This is a genomic window from Leifsonia sp. 115AMFTsu3.1 (genome assembly GCF_004362795.1).
GTDB lineage: Bacteria > Actinomycetota > Actinomycetes > Actinomycetales > Microbacteriaceae > Leifsonia.
Window position 1 is genome coordinate 527,307 of the sequence record NZ_SNYB01000001.1, and the last position, 18,680, is coordinate 545,986.

Here is an 18,680-nt window from a genome sequence, read left to right on the forward strand (position 1 = left end):
TGCTGGCCTCGGTGCGCAGATCGAGTAAGCAAGCCGATCTGGTTCCGGTGGGTGTTGCATTCGCGCGACAGCATGAGTGGCGGGGACCTCAGCGAGAAATCGCGGCGGCCGTCGTCGACTCGCGCGAGAAGACGACGGGGCTGCATCCTTCTGCATCGACCGTAACGGTGACGGGGCCCTGTTGTAACGTCGTCCGCAGAATGGCTTGTGCTCGTCCTTGGAAGGTGGTGTGCGTGTCGACTTTGAAGCTCTGAATGGAAGAGGGGGCAGCGGAGCCCAACGCGAGCGTTGCGGGCCCGTCGATGGAGATTGTCACCGGTCGGTCGAAGGTCGGTTTGACGATTCCGGCGGGGTCGACCAGTTCGATGCCCAGGTAGAGCAGAGACTGCCCGTCGGCGCGAAAGTCGTCGGCCTCGGCGGTGACCTTGATCCGCAAGTCGGTCGACGCGCTCGCGAGCCGATCACGTCCGACCTCTCTGCCTCGGCCATCGTAGGCAGTGGCCACGAGTACGCCCGTGCGGAATGGCATCCGGAATGTTGTAAGGAAGTTCCCCCGCCGCTTACCGCGGCCCACCGGAATGCCGTTGAGCTCGAGCGTCACCCGAGCGGCACGTGCGTAGACCTCGACCGTGGCGGGCGTGCCTTCAAAACCATCCCAACTCCAGCTGCGGATGGCGTCAGTTGCTCGGAAGAGAGAGGGTGTTCGCTTGTCACGTGAGTGATTGACCGGGCGTACGGCGATGTAGGGGTCGGTGCGTAGGCCCCAGATGATCTCGTTGACGTAGGTCTGCGTCTGGCGGTGGCCTGTGATGTCGAAGTTTGACGTGTCGGCGAGGCGCCCGGGCCAGGGTGAGAACAGGCGGGGCCGGTCGTTGTAGCGGATTGTCCCGATTCCGGCTTCGCCGAGGTAGTCCCACCCGGTCCAGACGAAGTCGCCGATGATCTGCGGATGCGACTCGACGAGCGGCCAATTCTGCTCGAGTTGTCCGGGGCCGGTCTCCGTGCCGACGATCGGCTTCACAGGGTACCGCTTGGCGTCCTGCACGTAGCGGGCGCCCCCGTAGTTGTAGCCGGCGACGTCGAGCGCGTCCATCACTGCCCGGATCTTGGTGTCGGTGAACTTCCTGCGCAGGATGATCGGCGTGATCTTCTGCATCGCCGACATGAGCAGGTTCAGCACGGTGATGAGGCTTCGTCCGCTCCCCTTGCCCGGTCGCTCGTCCTCGTCGCCCGGTTTGGCGGATTTCGCGAGTTGGGCCGCGTGCTTCTCGTCGCTTGGTGCGAGGAGGTTCAGGAAGGGATTCACGCCGTTGGTGATGGGTCGCGTAGCGTCGGCGGCCCGGAGGATGCTGACTAGTCGTTGGTTCAGACCGATGCCGGAAGGCTGCCCGGTCTCAGCGATCTCATTACCGATCGAGTACATGATCACCGACGGGTGGTTGTAGGCGTTCGCGACCATCGCTTCCAGGTCTCTCTCGTGCCATTCCTCGAAGTCGGTGGCGTAGTCGTGGGTCGTCTTGGCGCGCGTCCAGACGTCGGTGAACTCCTCCATCACGAGCAGCCCGTGCCGGTCGGCGGCGGCTAGGAGTGCGCGTGCTGAGGGGTTGTGGGCGGTGCGGATGGCGTTGAACCCCGCGGACTTGAGGAGGCGTGCCCGGCGGTCTTCGGCCTGGTCGAGCGTGACCGCGCCGAGAATTCCGTGGTCGTGGTGGACGCAGGCGCCGCGAAGTTTGGTGACGTGACCGTTGATTCGGAGGCCGTGCTCGGCATCCACGGTGACGGTGCGGATGCCGATGGAGTCGACAACTTCGTCCTGGATGGCAGAGTCAACCGTAACCGTCGCGTGCACCTGGTACAGGTTGGGGTCGTCGGGTGACCAGAGCGCAGGGTGGTCGATTCCTATTTCGGCCGTCGCCGTCCCGGTCCCGAATCCGTCGACCGGCACATGTGCGCGGCCGGATGCGACCTCGCGGCCGTTCCGCTTCAGCGTGACGACGACCTCCGCTTCTGTCGCGTCCCTGGTCCCATTCTCGACGGCGACGGACACGGCGACGGTCGCTTGCTCGGCGTCGGCGGAGAGGGTGGTTGCTCGGAGGCCTGTCGGAAGAACTCGCACGGGTCCGCCGGTAAGCAGGTGCACCGGCCGGTAGATGCCGCTGCCGGTGTACCACCGGCTGTTGGGCATGTCGTCGTTGTTCGCGACGACCTCGATGACGTTCTCCTCCCCGAAACGCAGGTGCGTTCCGAGCGGCACGTGGAACAGCGCGTATCCAGAAGGACGGCCGCCGGCGAGGACACCGTTCACGAAGACCCGCGACCGGTGGTAGACGCCCTCGAACTCGAGCGTGGGATGCTGGTCCTGCCATTCCGGCGGCGCGATGAAGCGTTTGGTGTAGCGGTATATCCCGCCCGGATAGTAGCCGGTGTTGTGCCCGTTCGGCGTGTGCGGAGAGCGAGTCTCGGTGATCATCGCATCGTGCGGGAGCGTGATGGGGCCGAGGTCGTCCCGTCGGTCGTCCTGGTCGCGGCCGACGAACCAGTCGTCGTTGAAGGAGGTGCGCAGCACGGGCGGTCAGTGGAGGTCGAGGGCGGTGGTCGCAGCGTCGGGATCGCCGGCATATGCCGCCGCTTCAAGCGTGGCGTGGGTCGCGGCGGGGACGAACCCGTCGCCGGTCCAGCGCTGCAGCGGCCGCGTCGATGCTCCGACCTCGACGGTGCGCGTCTGGCCCGGCTCCAGTTCCACGGTCGCGAATCCGAGTAGGACGCGGGAGGGGAAGTCGGCGGCGTGGATCACACCATAGAGCTGCACGACGTGGCGACCGCGGCGGCTGCCGGTGTTGGTGACCGTCGCCGCGGCGGTGAAGTGTTCGCCGTTGACGGGGTGCGCCTCGACCTGATCGATGTGGAATGTCGTGTAGCTGAGGCCGAAACCGAGCGGGTAGGCGGCGGGGTGGCCGTCGCGGTCGAGCAGCCGCTGTCCGAACCAGCGGTCGTAGACGATGCTTGTCGCCTCGCGGTCGAAGAAGGGCAGGTGCTCCTCGCTGGTGGGGATGGAGTAAGGCAGTCGGCCGGAGGCGTCGACGCGGCCGAGCAGCACGTCGGCGAGGGCGTGACCGCCTTCGCAACCGGAGTACCAGGAGATCACCGTGGCCGGGACTTTGGTCCGCCACCGCTCGGTGATGACCGCGCCGGCGGTCACGACGACGACGACGGTTCGGGGGTTTGCTGCCGCGGTGGCGAGGATGATCTCCTCGTCGATGGGCCGGAGTCGCAGACTCGCCCGGTCGCCGCCCTCAGCGCTACCCATTGCGGTCGCGGTGGCGCCCGGCTCTCCGCCGAGCATCATGCCCTCGGGCATGGGCGGGAACAGAGCCAGCAACTCGGGATTGTTCATGGCGTCGGTGCCGAGGTACTCACCTTCGTCGTCCGCGGTGTATCCGACGACGACGATGGCGACATCAGCTTCCGTGGCGGCGACGGCGGCGGCGGCGGGGTCGTCTGCTTCGACATGGGTCACGGTCGCGTTGGGAAGCGCGGCGACGATGCCGTCGAGTGCGGTGGTCACTTCGGGGCTGTGAACGTCGGAGGACCCGTGGTCGCCGGTGTTCGGAACGCCGGCGAGCCGCCCGATGACGGCGACGCTTGAAAGCGAGCTGGCGTCGAGCGGGAGAAGGGGACCGTCGGCGACGTTCTCGTTGCGGAGCAGGACCATGCTGCGCTGAGCGACCTCGTGGGCCAGGTCGCGGTGCTCGCGCGAGAAGACAACGGACGGCTCCGGCTGCGGCTCCAGGTCGGAGGCGTAGTAGGCGAGCTGTGTGCGGAGGATCCGGCGTGCTGCCCGGTCGACGTGCTCCCATGAGGCCTTGCCGGCGACGATCTCGTCGGGCAGGTAGGCTGCGCGCTGCTGGCGGGCCGGCTCTTCGACATCGAGCCCGGCGACGAGGGAGACCGCCGCACCGCGGATCCCGGAGATGAAGTCGGAGACGGTGACACCCTGGAACCCCCACTGTTTGCGGAGGATGCCCTCGAGGAGCACGTCGTTCTGTCCGGCCCATTCGCCGTTGACCGAGTTGTAGGAGGTCATGATGCCGTCGGCACCTTCTTCGACCGCGCGGCGGAAGTGCGGCAGGAACACCTCGTGCAGTGTGGCGTCGTCCGCCCGGACGTCGACGGTGAAGCGGGCGTTCTCCATGGAGTTCAGGGCGTAGTGCTTGGCGACGGCCATTGCGTTGCGGTGCACGCCGCGGATCAAAGCCGCGCCGAACTCACCGAGCAGGTACGGGTCCTCACCGTAGGTCTCCTGTGCGCGACCCCAGGCAGGATGCCGCGGCAGGTTGATGCAGACGCCGCCGAAGAAGTTGGCGCCCTGCGCGCGCAGCTCGCGGCCGATGGCGATGCCGATCCGTTCTTCGAGGTCGAGGTCCCATGTCGCTCCGCGGGCCATGGAAACCGGGAACGCCGTGGAGGCGCCCATAACGACTCCACGCGGGCCGTCGCTGAACCGGAGACCTGGGATGCCGAGGCGCTCGACCGCGCCCATGGTGATCGGGCGGGCGTTGTAGGCCTGTGACATCTCGGCGATGGCGGCCCAGAACTCCTGGTCACCGTCCAGGAGCCAGAGCTTCTCCTCCGGGGTGAGTTGAGCGAGAAGTGCTTCGACGGCAGTCTCCAGCGATTCTCCACGCTGGATCTGTCGGACTGCGTCCTCAAAAGCGGTGGTGGTTGTCGTCGACATGAGATGAGTTCCTTATACGTGCGGGTATGCGAAAGGCGTGGGGCATCCACGCGAGACGGCGAAGAGAATGGCGGCGAAGGCCGGTGGTCAGGAGTCCGCGTGACGGTCGGCGACGAGCTTCTCGACGCCGAGCATGATCAGGTTGAGGTCGAAGGCGAACTGCTCGTCGCTGCCCAAGGAAGCGGAGTGCGCGCCGACGAGACGCCGCACCAGAGCGAACTCGCCTTCCGGCGCTGCTTCAAGGGCGACCTCGAGCTCGGGTTCCTGTGGGTGGGTGCCAGCGCCCGTGATCGCCCGATCTCGGGCGGACGTGTAGGCGAGCTCGGCGAGGAGAGCAATGACGCGGCCGGCCTCATTCTCCGGCAGTCCGGCTGACACGAGCGCACGTCCGGCGGCTTCGGCCGGCCGCACCGCTTCGAGGTCTTCTTCCTTCTCCATCGCGACGTAGCTTGCCCATGCGCCGGCGCTGATCACGGCCTCACGAGTGATGGTGGCAAAGGCTCGCAGTGCGTCGCGCCAATCGTCTTGAGGCGTGAAATGGTGCTGCATCAGGGCTTCCCGGAAGGCGTCCGCCGCGACCATGCGGAGCAGGGTGGCCCGGTTCTCGACGTGGTAGTGCAGCGTCTTGCGGTCCACCCCCATTTCGACCGCCAGTTGCTGCATCGTCAGAGTCGACGGGTCCAGGGCCCGTGCGGCCTCGATGATGCGTTCGCGGTCGACACGCCGCGGCCGACCCCGTCGGGGTGTGGCGCTGCTCGTGTTCGTCATCCCGTCACTTCCGCTTCCTGTTCTTGATTATGTCGGCCGCCGCCGCTGTTTTCCACCGGGCGGGAGAAAACAGCGGCGACCGCTGCGTCGGGCTATCGGACTCGCTTGACCCGCAGGACCAGCAGGGATGCGATGGTGACCAGTGCGAAGGCGATCGGCCAGACGGGCGCGTAAGCGCCGGCGAAGATGCCGACGACGGCGCCGGCGACGATGGGGCCGAGAGCGTTTCCGAGGTTCTGGCCGAGCGAGGAGAGTCCGAGGTCGCGTCCGGCGGCCTCCTTGTCGGGAAGGACATCGATGAACAGTGCCTGATCGACGACCACGAAGGTCCCGTATCCCAGGCCGGTGACCATCACCTGGATGAACATCGCGGGGAGTGTAGGCGAGATGAACGGGATGAGGAAGCTGCCCGCCATGAGCAGGCCTGCGGCCACCACGAACGGCTTGCGGCGCTTGATCTTGTCGGACCAGCGTCCGCTGATGAACATGGCCAGGAGGGTTGTCGGCAGGGCGGCGAACTGGAGCAGCGGTGCGGTCTGGGCGGCCTGGGTCGCTGACAGGGCGGGGCTGATGTAGCTCTGCAGCATGTAAAGCGAGTAGACGCTGCTGATGCCGTAGCCCAGGTAGAGCAGGACTTTGGAGATCCAGGCCCAGCGATAGTCTGCGTCGCCCAGCGCCACCCCATAGGACTTCACGACCGACTTGAAGCGCAGTCGCTTGGTGATCATTTCCCGGGACGTGTTGTCTCGAGCGAAGAGGACGAACGCCATTGTGGTGAGCAGGAGCAGGATGCCGATCGGGAAGTAGGCTGCCAGTCCGATGCTGGCGAACAGGCTGCCTGCGGCCACGGCGCCGATGATGGCGCCGAAGTAGGACGCCAGTCCCGAGATTCCGGAGACGACTCCGATGCGGGCTTCGGGGACGCGGTCGGCCACGGTGGCCGTCAGCGGGCCCTGCGCTACCCCGACCAGTACTTGCAGGAGCGACCAGATGACGACCATCACCGCGATTGTGGGCGCAACAGGCATCAGGCAGATCAGGGCGGTCCCACCGATGCCACCTGCTGCGATCCACGGTGCTCGTCGCCCCCACCGCGACTTCGTCCGATCGGAGAGCATGCCGATGATCGGAGAGAGCAGCATGCCGAGCAGCACGCCGACCGAGGAGACGATCGACAGGCTGGTGGCGCGGGAGGAGTTGAACTCTGCCAGCAGCCCGAGCTGTCGCTGCTGATCCGGGTCCGGTGTCACCGTTCCCGCGGCGACCTTGCTCTGCAGGGTCGTCAGCGCTTGGAGGTCCACTCCGGAGTCTGCTCCCGTAAAGATGCGGTGGAACTCGATGCCCTGTACCTGCAGGGGGACGAGGATAGCGAGCAGCGAGCCCCAGAGGAGCGCGATGCCCAGCGAGGCCAGCGAGTAGAAGGTGATGTAGCGGCGCATCGCGCGGGTCTTCACCTGGTACTGCACGGCGTTGGAAGCCGTCTTCGGTGCAGCTTCGGAGGAGGCGTTGGTCATGGTCTTCTTCCTTGAAGTCGGGGCGGGCGCCGGTCGCGGCGGGGTTTTTCCCCGGAATGGGGGAAAATATAGATCGCCCCGTGCCTCGTCGTCAAGCCCGAGGAAAAAAACTGTGTGGGGCGCGACTTGACGCTTTGCCGATGCGCTGTCTAGAGTTTTCCCCACCACGGGGAAAAACCGTGCGTCGCCGCGCGAGGCGCGCGACTTCAACGACGAAGGAACGAGTGATGGCGAACCACCTCGAGACCAGCCCCCGCGTCGAGCTGGGGATCGACGAACTTCTCAGCGAGATGACGCTCGAGCAGAAGGTGGCGCAGCTGCAGTGCACCATCCTGGTGGCCGGACACGACGAAGCCGGCCTCGCGAACTTCCCCCACGGCACCGGCGCACTCGGCAGCATCAGCACCGGCAACGGCCCGGCGGCCGATGCGGAGTTCTACGGTTCTCTGCAGCGCGAGATCGCCGGGCGTAGCGGGCACTCCATCCCGCCTCTCATGCACGGCGAGGCCGTCTCCGGGTGGACCGGCCCGGGCGGCACCGTGTTCCCCTCGGCCATCGGCCTGGGGGCGACCTGGAACCCTGCGACCGTCGAACAGATGACCGAGATCGTCCGCAAGCAGATGCTCAGCGTTGGCGTCCGCCAGGCACTGTCCCCGGTCATGGATGTCGCGCGCGACCCCCGGTGGGGCCGAGTGGGCGAGACTTACGGCGAGGACCCGACCCTGTGCGCGGCCATGAGCGTCGCGTTCGTGAAGGGCCTGCAGGGAGACCGTCTGGAGGATGGGGTCGCCGCGACGGGCAAGCACTTCCTCGGCTTCGGCTTCTCCGAGGGCGGCCTGAACATGACCTCCAACCCGATCTCGCCGCGCGAATTGCGGGAGGTGTACGCCAAGCCGTTCCAAGCTGCGATCAGCGAGGCGGGTCTCGCGTCGATCATGAACTCGTACGGCACCATCGACGGCGAGCTCATCATCACGTCCAAGCACATCCTGCAGGACCTCCTGCGCGACGAGATGGGCTTCGACGGCCTTGTGGTCTCGGACTACATGTCGATCAACCTCGCCGTCGACCTCAACGTAGGCGCCGACCCGGCCGACGGCGGCATCAAGGCGATCAGCGCCGGCCTCGACGTCGAACTGCCGACCCCGTTCGGGTTCGGAGCCGGCCTGATCGACGCCGTCCGGGACGGGCAGCTCGACGAGGCGGTCATCGACCGCGCCGTGAAGAACATGCTGACGCTCAAGGCCAAGCTGAACGTGTTCGAGAACGGCGCGCCCCGCACCGAGCTGATCGCCGAGGCCTACGACCCCGAGCGCACCACCGCGCACAGCCTCACCGCCGCGCACGAGTCCATCGTTCTGTTGAAGAACGACGGCATCCTCCCACTCCGCCGGGACACGAAGAAGATCGCCGTGATCGGCCCGCACGCCGACTCCGTCCGGCTCTTCTTCGGCTGCTACACCGGGCCCGCCTCCATCGACCTCGCCATGAGCGGCACCATGTCCGAGATGGCAGGCATGCTCGACCTGCCGGAGCTGACCGCATCCCTCGAACTGCCGCCGCTGGCGCCGCTGTTCGAAGGCAGCGACGTCCGCTCGGAGCCCCCGTTGGTCGAGCAGACGCTGCGCGGAATGTTCGGCGACAAGACCCCGACCATCGTCGACGCGATCCGCCGCGCAGCGCCCGACGCCGAGGTCGTCTACGCCAAGGGATGCGAAGTCGCGGGCACCGACCGCACCGGATTCGATGCCGCGGTCGCGGCCGCCCGTGAGGCCGACGTCGTCATCCTCACCGTCGGAGGCAAGTACGGGTGGGGAAGCTCCTCCACCTCCGGTGAAGGAATCGACACCGCCGATGTCGGACTGCCCGGTGTGCAGGAGGAGCTGGCCCGCCTCATCCACGCGACGGGCACGCCCGCCGTGCTCGTGCACATGGACGCCAAGCCGCTCTCCAGCGAGTTCATCGCCGAGAACTACGCGGCCGTACTGGAAAGCTGGTTCCCCGGCGAAACCGGCGGGACCGCCCTCGCCGACGTGCTCTTCGGGGACTACAACCCGGCCGGGCGGCTGCCGATGACGGCCGTGCGGCACGCGGGCCAGATCCCGATCTACGCCGCCCACCGACGCAGCAACAGCGTCAGCAGCCGCGGCACCATGATCATGAACCGCTACGTGGACGGGACCAAGGAGCCGCTCTTCGTCTTCGGCGAGGGCAAGAGCTACACCACCTTCGACTACTCGGACCTGACCATCGATTTCGACGGCGACCCCGAAAGCGTCGTCACGATCTCGTGCCAGGTCACCAACACCGGCGCATATGACGGCGACGAAGTGGTCCAGCTCTATGTGCGGGACGAGCTCTCCAGCATGGTCCGCCCCGTGCAGGAGCTCGCCGGCTTCGCCCGCGTCCACCTCGCCGCCGGGCAGTCACGAGCGGTGACTTTCGAGGTGCGCGCCTCCCAGTTCGCTTTCCTCGATCTGGACATGCGGTGGATGGTGGAAGCAGGCGAGATGACCGCCCGCATCGGCGCTTCGTCCGAAGACACCCGCCTGACCGGAGCGTTCACCATCGACCGGACCGCGTGGGTCGACGGCAAGACGCGCGGCTTCTTCGCCCGCGTCGCGGTCGACTGACCACGAGCATCGCTGATGTCGGCACAACCGATCCGGGTAGGCATCGTCGGAGCAGCGCGCGTCGCCCCGAGTGCGCTGCTCCGACCCGCCGCCGAGGTCGACGAGGTCACGGTCACGAGCGTCGCGTCCCGAGATCACGCGCGTGCCCGATCCTTCGCCCGCCGACATGCCATCGCGAGAGCACACGCCAGCTACGAGGACTTGCTGAACGACGACGAGGTGGACGCTGTATACATCGCCACCCCGGCAGCACACCACGCACGCTGGATAATGGCGGCCATCGCAGCGGGCAAACACGTTCTGTGCGAGAAGCCCTTCACCAGCAACGCCACCTCAGCGCGCGCGGTCGAAGCGGCAGCGTTGGACGCGCCCGGACTGATGGTGATGGAGGCGTACCACTCCGCCTACCACCCGTTCCAACAGAGACTCCGGGACGTCATCGCCTCCGGCGACCTGGGCACCGTTGTCTCGGCTCGCGCCACCTTCGCGATCCCCCTCATCTCCAGGAAAGCGATCCAGTGGAATCCCGCGCTCGGCGGAGGCGGGCTGCTCGATGTCGGGTACTACCCGCTCCGACAGTTGCGCGAGCTGTTCGGTGAACCCGAGGGAATTCTGAAGTCGCGCGCCTGGGCGAAAGGCGACGTGGACCGCCGCCTCGAAGCGACCCTGCAGTTCCCGCACGGCGTCCGAGCCCAAGTGATCTCCGCCATCTGGTCCCACCGCGTCCTGGCTTCACACCTCGAAGTCGTCGGCGAGAGGGGTCTCCTCCGAGCGTCCTGGCCGTACCACCCGCAGAGCGGAACGCGCATGGTCGTCGTATCCGGCCAGACCCGGCGCAAAGAAGTGGCCGATCGCCGGCCCACCTACGCGTTCCAACTCGAAGCCTTCCGCGACGCCATCCGGTCCGGGGTCCCACCGATCACCGGGCCGGCACAGGCTGTCGCCCAACTCGAAGCCATCGACGCCCTCTACGGGGCGGCGGGGCTCCACCCTCGAACCTCCATCAACTGACCGCACCCCGACGATAAGGACAACCGTGCGCAAGACGAGCTTCAACACCGACTGGGGCGTGCGCCACCAAACCAGCCCCTTCCTCGAAATCCTCGGGCAGGCTGAAGCCCCCCAGCCCGTAACCCTCCCGCACGACTGGCTGATCTCACAGCCGCGCTCCGCCGAGAACAAGCCAGGCGCTCTCACCGGCTACCACGGCGAAGACGTCGTCGAGTACGTGAAGACCTTCACCGCCCCCGGCGGCTTCGAGACCGGGCGCGTCGAAGTGCAGTTCGACGGCATCTACCGCGGCGCCATGATCTACATCAACGACGCATTCGTCGCACAACGCCCATACGGCTACATCCCCTTCTCGGTGCGCATCGACCCCTACCTGCACGAGGGGGAAAACCAGATCCGCGTCGAATGCCGCAACCACCTCGATGCACGCTGGTACTCCGGACTCGGCATCTACCGCGACACCTGGCTCCTCACCGGTGGTGCGACGCACATCGCACGAAACGGCGTCCGCGTCCGCACCCGCGACGCCGACGCGTGGAAGGCCGTCATCGACGTGACCACCACCATCGAGAACGACTCGCAACGCCTCGACACCGTCACCGTGGTCACCGAGGTCGTCGCCCCGACCGGTGAGGTCGTCGCCGCCGAGTCGGCCCGGCTCTCGGTCCGACCGGGTGAGGCGGCACCGCTGCGGCAGCGGTTCGCCCTCTCCAAGCCGTCGCTGTGGAGCCCGCAGACCCCATCGCTCCACACCATCCGCACCCGGCTCGTACCAACCAGTGGTGGCGAAGAAGTGCACGAGGAACGATTCGGCATCCGCACCCTCAGCTGGGACGCGCATGACGGCCTGCTCATCAACGGCCAGCCGGTCAAGCTCCGCGGCGGCTGCATCCACCACGACAACGGCGTGCTCGGCGCGGCGACGATCGCGCGGGCGGAGGAACGCCGCGTCCAGTTGCTGAAAGATGCCGGCTACAACGCCATCCGTTCCGCCCACAACCCCATCAGCACCGCCTTGCTCGAGGCGTGCGACCGCCTCGGCATGCTCGTGCTCGACGAGTTCACCGACGGCTGGACCACCCCCACCCTCGGCTTCGGCTACGGTCTCGACCTCAACGAATGGTGGCAGCGCGACCTCACCGAACTCATCGAACGCGACTACAACCACCCCAGCGTGATCATGTACTCCATCGGCAACGAGGTCGCCGACACCGGCAACAGCTGGGGCGCCACGTTCGGACGCGACCTCGTCGACTGGATCAAGAGCATGGACGACACCCGCCCGGTCACCAACGCCATCAACCCCATGATGACCGTCCTCCACGACCTCAAAGCCGAACTCGGCAAGGATGACAGCGCTGGCGTCAACGCCTTCATGCGCGACCTCGGCGAGCAGACCCACGACCTGGTCGTCTCCGACCTCGCCACCGAACGTCTCGAGGAGCCGATGTCGCAACTGGACATCTCCGGCTACAACTACGCCTACGGACGATACGAGCTCGACATCGAGCGGCACCCACAGCGTCTGCTGCTCGGCACCGAGGGACTGCCGGGCAAGCTTGACGAGGTATGGCCGTACGTGGTGCGCTACCCACAGGTGATCGGCGAATTCAGCTGGACCGCCTGGGAGTACGTCGGAGAGGCCGGACTCGGCGCCGACAAGCCTGCCGAGGAGGCCTTCTTCGGCAACTACCCGTGGCGGTTCTCCGGGACCGGCGATCTTGGCATCACCGGGCAGCGTCGGACCATCTCGTATTGGCGGGAGACCGTCTGGGGGCTGCGATCCGCTCCGTTCATCGCCGTACACCGCCCGGACGCCGGCGACCGGGACCAGCTCAGGCCGTCCATCTACACATGGAGCGACAGCGTCAACAGCTGGAGCTGGCCCGGCAACGAAGGCGCGACCCTCACCGTCGACGTCTATTCCGACGCTGACGAGGTCGAACTGCTGCTGAACGGAAACACGATCGGCCGGGCGCCGGTTGGAGCGGAACACCGCTTCATCGCTTCGTTCCAGCTGCCCAACCAGCCGGGTGAGCTCACCGCCGTCGCGTATCGCGGCGGTACCGAAAGCGGCCGGTCGACCATTCGGACAGCGGGTGGCGACGTCACCTTGACGCTCAGCACCGAGCGCAACGAAATCATCGCCGACGATCGAGACCTCGCGTTCATCGAGATCGCCTTCACCGACGGCCAGGGAACGGTGCACATCTCGCGAGACGACGAAGTCACCGTCACTGTCTCCGGCAGCGGGGTTCTTCAGGGGCTTGGGAGCGACAACCCGGCGTCCGAAGACGACTACACCGGCGCCAGCTGCCACGCCTACCGCGGACGAGCTCTCGCGGTCATCCGGCCGACCAGTGCCGGTCTCATCACCATCCGCGTCGAAGCGGGAGATCTCTCCTCTGAGATCACCGTTACTGCTGTGGAAGCGTGATGAAGACCAACCGTTCGCGAATCACGATCAGCGTCCTCGGCTGCCTGGCACGTCACCTCGGAAACCCTCTCGTCGAGAAGACCATCCGCATGCGTCGCGATCAACTCGATCACCTCCCGCCGGCCCCTGGCAGCATCGTCATGCTCGGCGATAGCATCACCGATCAGGGCGAGTGGCAGGAGCTGCTTCCCGATCTCGCTGTCGTAAACCGTGGCGTCGGCGGAGAAACCAGCGCCCAGGTACGGGACCGTGTCGCCCGCTCGATCCACGAGCCGACCGCCGTCAGCGTCCTCGTCGGCACCAACGACCTGACCGCAGGTACTCCTCACTGGCAGATCGCGGCGAATGTCGCAGCGATTCTCGATGAGATCCAGGCACTCACCCCGGGCACACCCGTGCTTCTCAACGCCATCATGCCGCGAAGCGACAAGTTCGCCCGGGAAATCCGCTCCGTCAACGCGCTGTACAAGCAGGTGGTGGAGAAGCGCCCTACCGTCGAGTTCATTGACACATGGTCCGTGCTAGCAGAAGGAGAACACATCCGCGCGGACGTCAGCGACGACAACCTCCACCTCAACGGGTCAGGTTACGCCCGGTGGCTGTCGGTGCTTCGGCCGGCGCTCGATCGGGCGTTGCACAGGCCTTCCCGCGCATCAGCAAGCGGCACGTGAGGGAGAAGCCGTGGCTGTGAGACACATGGTCGCGTTGGGAAGCTCCTTCGCAGCCGGGGCAGGCATTGCGCCCATCATTGATCGGCATGCCAATAGGTCCGCGAGCAACTACCCGCACCTTGTAGCCGGCGCGATTGGTGCGCACCTCACTGATGTCACTATCAGCGGAGCGACGACCGAAACGATTCTTCGCAAGCCGCAAAGAGTGGGGTTGCGACGTCTGGCTCCCCAGATGGAGTCGTTTCCGCCGCACGCGGACGTTGACCTGGTAACAGTCACGGCCGGTGGGAACGACCTGCGCTATCTTGGCACCCTTATCTCGGTGGCTTACGGCAGCTGGCTCGAGGCCCGTCCGGCTACGCGGATGTGGGGCCGTCGCTTACGGGCCGCGGTCGTAGCATCGCCGCCTACGCAGCGGGACGTTGAGGCCGCCGCTGAAGGGCTCGCCTCCATCGTGGAGGCCATCCACGAGCGAGCGCCTTCCACACGTGTGCTGCTCGTCGACTACCTCACGGTCGTCGGACCCGATACCGCCCCGTCGAGGGCTGCGCCCTTCACGTACTCGGAACTGGATGTGTTTCGGAGGATCGCCGGCCAGCTCAGAGAAGCTTCTGCCATGGCTGAGGGTTCGTCCGCTGCTGAGCTGGTTGATGTGGCGTCGATGAGCGAGACGCATGGCCTGGGGTCGGCTGATCCGTGGGTCCAGGGTTTCGCTCCGCGCAGCACGCGACAGGCGGCGCGATTTCATCCGACACTCGAGGGGATGCGTGCAGTTGCCGGCGCAGTTGTTGACCATATTGGGTCTGTGAATCGACAGTAGGGACTTACTAAGGGTGGTGTGCGGCGGCGTAAGCCGCGCCGTGGTGTCGCCGCCGCACACGTTCATGTGGTCGCAAATTGGCGACCGGCGTTATTGGTTACCTCTAGACGGTGCGGTGACTGAAGGTGCCGTCCACCATGGTCGCTAGCACTCGGGTCTCGAGAAGCTCGTCCGGAGGAGTCGTGAGCGGGTCGCGGTCCAACACGGTGATGTCCGCTTCGGCGCCCACAGTGACGACGCCCTCGGATCGACCGATGGAGGCGTACGCGCTCGTCGTGTAGCCGGCGAGTGCCTCGCGCGCTGTGAGGCCCTGTTCCGGGTGAATCGGGGATTGCTCCGGGCGACCAGCGACTCGTCGAAGTTGTGCATCTGCCATTGTGGCCAGCGGTGCGAACGGTGCGATCGGCCAGTCGGATCCGAGGGCGAGGGTGGCCCCCATGTTGAGGATGTCGCGAGTTCTCCAACCGGCGTCGGCGCGCTGCCGCCCGAGACGGACGGACCAATTGTCTTTGCTGTCGGCGCTGGTGAAGTGGGTGCAGTGCGTTGGTTGGACGCTGGCTGCGATGCGCGGGTGGGCGAGCAGGCGAACCGTTTCGAGGGGCATCGTCTCCAGATGCTCGATGCGGTGATGAGTTCGCAGTAGCTGGCGGTGCAGTGTCTTCAGCGCGTGGGCGATCGCCGCGTCGCCGATCGCGTGTGTAGCGGTCGGGATGTTGTGCTCATCGAACCACAGGACGCGCTCTGCGTAGGCCTCGGGGTCCGACCACGTCGACTTGGTCGATTGGCCGAACTGGTCGGGGCTCTCCAGCCAGGCCGTACCGTTGTCTATCGTTCCGTCGAGGAAGAGTTTCACTCCTTCGATGCACCACCGGCGGCCGTGCCGCCCAAGGCGTTTCGTGATCTCGTCGACGGTTTGCTCAGGCATGCACCAGGGGGAGAGTCGCAATTTCACGGGCAGGTGGCCACTATCCTCGATGGCCGTGAGAAGGCCTTCTGGGTCGTCTGACGCGTCCATTGCGAATGCAGCAGTCAAGCCGGAGGCGGCCATCTGGTGCAGCAGTTGGATTAGCCGTCTTTGCCGGGCGGTTTCCGGCTCAGCAGGGATATGCTCCTCGACCAGCGACATGGCTTCGAATTCCTGGAGTAGCCCGGTTGGCGCTCCGCCGGGCTCTCGAATGATGTCTGAGTGGTTCCTTCCGTCTGTGACGCCGATGTGAGCTAGCTGCAGCGCCGTTGTGTTAGCCAATGCCGAGTGTGAGTCGGCGAGCCTGATCAGTCCGGGCAGGTTCCCGGTGACGTCATCGATGCTCTTGCGATGCGGTGCGTGGCCGGCTTCGAAGAGGTTGGGGTCCAACCCCCAGCCGAGGACCCATCCGCGTGTCCCACCTCGGCTGGCCTCGTTCGCAATTCTGCGCCGCGCGTCCGCGAGATCGCGGCAGCCTGTGAGGTCTACCCCTTCGGTGAGGGCGAGCCCGCTGATGGGGTGGCTGTGGCTATCGACGAGTCCGGGCACGAGGATGGAGTCTGGGGGCAGGTGGACGATTTGTTGAGCAGTCCAGTCCTTGGCGGCGCTGGCAGGTGCCATGCGCACGATGCGACCACCACTGATGGCGATGGCGGTTGGACCTTTCGGCAGTGCGTCCGTCATGGTGTGGAGGCGTGGCGCGATCAAGACGACGTCGGGGCGGTAGTTCATGTGGGCAGCTCTCCGCCTGGTGCTGTTGGCGGCTCATGCTCGGGTTCACGCAGGATTTTCGTCGGCATCGGGTGAGGTGCGCGGATCCGGAGGTAGTTGTCGATGATCTCGATCATTCGGGAATGGTCGAAGGGGTCGCCGTGCCCGGGGTAGACGGTTCGTATCGGCAGGGAGCGGAGGCGCAGCATGCTTGCGACGTACTGATCGATGTCCGACTCGTGGAGTTCGTCGAGAAGGATGTCGTCGTAGATGACGTCCCCGCTGAACAGGTCTCCGCTCTCGTCATCGAGAAGGCAAATGCTTCCTGGGGTGTGCCCGGGCAGATGTAGCACCCGGAGGCGTCGGTCACCCAGGTCGATGACATCGCCGTCGCTGACCGTCCTGGTAGCGGGTGCTGTCCTGATCTGGTAACTGTCGGCGGTGAAGCCCGTCGGCACGGCATCTACCAACACGGCGGGGAGTTGAGTTGCATCGAGGCCCAGAAGCGCGGCGAGCTCCGGCCCGAAGAGCGACGCCGCAGTCTCTCCGTTTATCTGGCTGTGGCGGTGCATTCGCCGATCCGAGAATTCATGTGCCGAGCCGACATGGTCGAGATGCGCGTGCGTTACTGCCAGGATCGGATCTTTTTTGAAGAGGTCAGGGAAGGTGTCTTGCAGCGAGGCGACGCCCAGGCCTGCGTCGACCACGAGGTCGCGGTCGCGGCCTTTGATGAACCAGACGTTGGATCGCAAGAATTCGTGCACGTGTGGCTCGTGGATGCGCTCGATATTGGGCGCGATTAGCTCTCTCCGGAACCAGGCGTGATGTGTTGGGCGAATTGTTGTCGTCATGCGGGCAGCTGATCTCCGACGGCAGGCTGGGTGGGCTTCTCAGCGGGCAAGGTGCGGGCAATCCGGATGCGGCGCGCCTGGGTGGCGGCGTAGAGCCCTCCACCCACAATGGCTCCCGCGAAGACGGAGATGTCTGCGCCTCCGAGCGCTTGCGTTATCGGCCCAACGTAGAAGGTCGTATTGAGGCACAGCGATGCTGCCGCTGTACCGAGCAGGAGAGCTCCGCACCCTCCAAGGTTGAAGCCACCGGTGAACCAGTAGCGACTGCTACGGCTGGTGTTCTGGAGCGAAGGACCGTCGTATTGGTTGCGCCGGAGGAAGGTGTCGACGGCGTAGATCGCCATTCCCGGTGCAAGGACGGCCAGGCTCACCTCCAGGAGTCCGGAGAGGGTGTCGAGGAAATTGGAGATGAATAGGGCGTACAAGGTCACGCCGATCGCAACGATGGCGTCGAAGATAACGGTGACGGAGCGCCGCCACGGGATCCCGGTGGCCAACAGTGCAAGTCCTGTGCTGTAGGCGGTAAGCGCGTTATTCGAGATGGAGCCGATGATGATGACGAGAAGGAAGACGACGTAGAACCAGGGCGGAACGATCTTCGCCATGGCTGTTTCCGGGTTGCTCATGTCCACGGCGGTGGCGGCAAGTGCGCCAAGAACCGCGATGCCGGTCGCCGGCAGGAAGCCACCGAATCCGGTCCAGAATGCTGTCGCGCGAGAGCTCGTCTGCGTCGGCAGGTAGCGGGAGTAGTCGGCGCCGACAGACCACGACAGTGGACCCGAGGCGATCAGACCGAATCCGGTAGCGGCGACCGCCCACAGCGCTGGACCAGACAGTACTCCGCCGTCCGGTACGAACCCGAAGTTTGCGTGTGTGAGGACGAAGTAGGCGAGGATGGCGAGCGCGGCGAGGAGAACCCAGGTGAACCAGGGTGCCAGTTTGACGATGGTTGCGTGGCCATAAACGCTGATGGTGAAAGTGACCAGCGCGAGTCCGACCACGATGGCACCTTGGAGCAGGACGGGGGCGGAGCCGAAGAAGTGGGTTACAAGGGCGACTCCGGCGAGGGCTCCGACTGAGAGGTTGATGGCTTCGTAGAGCACTCCGATCACCCATCCGATGGCGATCTGGATCACTCGGTTGCCGTTGACCCCGAAGAAGGCTCGGTTGATGACCTCGCTGGGGCTTCCAGAAGCGGGGCCGCTGATCGCCAGGTAACCCACTCCTGCCCAGAGCAGGTTGCCGGCAACGATGACGAGTACTGCCTGCCAGAGGTTCAAGCCGAGGATGATCAGCAAGCTTCCGAGGACGAAGTAGAGGTAGATGATGTTCGAACCCGCCCAGACGGAGAACAGCGATCGGGGAGACCCGTAGCGCTCAGACTCGGGAACATAGTCAGCGCCATGCGTTTCTATTCTGCCTGGTAGGTCAGTGGCCGGTTCCTGAGGTGACATCTTCGCTCCTTCGCGCCATCCAGCTTGTTGCTCGTGTGAGCAATAAGAATTGGGTGAACGGTAGCAGCTCTTGAACAAGTGAGCAATAGCGGAGATGTCGCGGGCATCGGG

Annotated in this window: 12 protein-coding genes; 5 read left to right on the forward strand and 7 right to left on the reverse strand. The window is 65.7% G+C overall.

Features of this window, described 5'->3' with window-relative positions:
• Positions 1-88: 88 nt before the first annotated feature.
• The 4 genes from AXZ95_RS02725 to AXZ95_RS02740 all read right to left on the reverse strand — a co-directional run bounded on the left by AXZ95_RS02725 (position 89) and on the right by AXZ95_RS02740 (position 7,017).
• The gene (locus AXZ95_RS02725) at positions 89-2,470 is read right to left on the reverse strand and encodes a glycoside hydrolase family 2 TIM barrel-domain containing protein (RefSeq protein ID WP_133638765.1); all 2,382 of its coding nucleotides are present in this window, start codon (positions 2,468-2,470) and stop codon (positions 89-91) included.
• A 102-nt stretch (positions 2,471-2,572) separates the two neighbouring features.
• A complete protein-coding gene (locus tag AXZ95_RS02730) occupies positions 2,573-4,735 on the reverse strand; it encodes a glycoside hydrolase family 3 C-terminal domain-containing protein (protein ID WP_018189462.1) in 2,163 nt (720 codons plus the stop codon).
• An 87-nt stretch (positions 4,736-4,822) separates the two neighbouring features.
• A complete protein-coding gene (locus AXZ95_RS02735; protein WP_018189463.1) occupies positions 4,823-5,503 on the reverse strand; it encodes a TetR/AcrR family transcriptional regulator C-terminal domain-containing protein in 681 nt (226 codons plus the stop codon).
• Positions 5,504-5,595: 92 nt separating this feature from the next.
• Positions 5,596-7,017 carry an MFS transporter gene (locus tag AXZ95_RS02740; RefSeq protein ID WP_018189464.1) on the reverse strand — a complete coding sequence of 474 codons (1,422 nt, stop codon included), beginning with the start codon at positions 7,015-7,017 and terminating at the stop codon, positions 5,596-5,598.
• Between the two features lie 227 nt (positions 7,018-7,244).
• On the opposite strand from AXZ95_RS02740, the gene AXZ95_RS02745 reads away from it, so the two are divergent.
• Genes AXZ95_RS02745 through AXZ95_RS02765 form a run of 5 tightly spaced genes read left to right on the forward strand, consistent with a single transcriptional unit; the run spans position 7,245 to position 14,589 of the window.
• Positions 7,245-9,650 carry a glycoside hydrolase family 3 N-terminal domain-containing protein gene (locus AXZ95_RS02745; RefSeq protein WP_018189465.1) on the forward strand — a complete coding sequence of 802 codons (2,406 nt, stop codon included), beginning with the start codon at positions 7,245-7,247 and terminating at the stop codon, positions 9,648-9,650.
• A gap of 15 nt (positions 9,651-9,665) precedes the next feature.
• Positions 9,666-10,661 (forward strand): Gfo/Idh/MocA family oxidoreductase, encoded by a 996-nt coding sequence (locus AXZ95_RS02750; protein WP_018189466.1) that lies wholly within the window; start codon positions 9,666-9,668, stop codon positions 10,659-10,661.
• Between the two features lie 25 nt (positions 10,662-10,686).
• Positions 10,687-13,098 (forward strand): glycoside hydrolase family 2 TIM barrel-domain containing protein, encoded by a 2,412-nt coding sequence (locus AXZ95_RS02755; protein WP_018189467.1) that lies wholly within the window; start codon positions 10,687-10,689, stop codon positions 13,096-13,098.
• Complete coding sequence (locus AXZ95_RS02760; RefSeq protein WP_018189468.1) at positions 13,098-13,769, forward strand: GDSL-type esterase/lipase family protein; 672 nt, start codon at positions 13,098-13,100, stop codon at positions 13,767-13,769. The genes AXZ95_RS02755 and AXZ95_RS02760 overlap by 1 nt, the downstream gene beginning before the upstream one ends.
• A 25-nt stretch (positions 13,770-13,794) precedes the next feature.
• Positions 13,795-14,589: an SGNH/GDSL hydrolase family protein gene (locus tag AXZ95_RS02765; protein WP_043742025.1), complete on the forward strand. Its 795-nt coding sequence runs from the start codon at positions 13,795-13,797 to the stop codon at positions 14,587-14,589.
• 103 nt (positions 14,590-14,692) lie between these two features.
• On the opposite strand, the gene AXZ95_RS02770 is transcribed toward AXZ95_RS02765, so the two are convergent.
• Genes AXZ95_RS02770 through AXZ95_RS02780 form a run of 3 tightly spaced genes read right to left on the reverse strand, consistent with a single transcriptional unit; the run spans position 14,693 to position 18,569 of the window.
• Positions 14,693-16,285 (reverse strand): amidohydrolase family protein, encoded by a 1,593-nt coding sequence (locus AXZ95_RS02770; RefSeq protein ID WP_018189470.1) that lies wholly within the window; start codon positions 16,283-16,285, stop codon positions 14,693-14,695.
• Positions 16,282-17,115 (reverse strand): MBL fold metallo-hydrolase, encoded by an 834-nt coding sequence (locus AXZ95_RS02775; protein ID WP_081626584.1) that lies wholly within the window; start codon positions 17,113-17,115, stop codon positions 16,282-16,284. Before AXZ95_RS02775 ends, AXZ95_RS02770 begins: the two co-directional genes overlap by 4 nt.
• Positions 17,112-18,569, reverse strand: coding sequence for a cytosine permease (locus tag AXZ95_RS02780; RefSeq protein WP_051087269.1), 1,458 nt, complete (start codon positions 18,567-18,569; stop codon positions 17,112-17,114). The genes AXZ95_RS02775 and AXZ95_RS02780 overlap by 4 nt, the downstream gene beginning before the upstream one ends.
• Positions 18,570-18,680 lie beyond the last annotated feature (111 nt).